Source organism: Pseudomonas sp. 67(2021), assembly GCF_017491835.1.
Lineage (GTDB): Bacteria > Pseudomonadota > Gammaproteobacteria > Pseudomonadales > Pseudomonadaceae > Aquipseudomonas > Aquipseudomonas atacamensis.
This window is the reverse complement of sequence record NZ_JAFGYL010000073.1, coordinates 1-496: the sequence shown is the minus strand read 5'-3', so window position 1 is coordinate 496 and position 496 is coordinate 1. Positions and strand designations below refer to the sequence as shown.

At 38.3% G+C, this 496-nt stretch carries 1 pseudogene; it reads right to left on the bottom strand.

The window, feature by feature from the left end:
* Positions 1–496 (bottom strand): annotated as a pseudogene (locus J5M66_RS26570) (IS3-like element ISAba14 family transposase); the annotation flags it as partial.

The window sequence follows — 496 nt, the reverse complement described above, 5'->3', positions numbered from 1 at the left end:
CTCATTTGGTGTCATTTTGTCTAGACTCGAATGAGGTCGTTTCAAATTATAAAACTCAAAATATGCACTTAATTGCTTTTTCGCATCTGTGACACTGCTATAAGCTTTGAGATACACCTCTTCATATTTAACGCTCCGCCATAATCGTTCAACCATCACATTATCTACCCATCGACCTTTACCATCCATACTGATTTGAATGCCATTTGATTTCAATACATCAATAAATGCATCACTGGTAAACTGGCTGCCTTGGTCTGTATTAAATATTTCAGGTCGACCATATTTTTCAATCGCTTCATTTAAAGCCGAAATACAAAAATCCACCTCCATACTAATCGATACCCTATGCGCAAGTACCTTGCGGCTATGCCAATCAATCACAGCACATAAATAAACAAAGCCTTTTGCCATAGGGATATACGTTATATCCGTAGACCACACTTGATTACTGCGCTGAATAGCCAACCCTTTGAGCAGATATGGATATTTACGG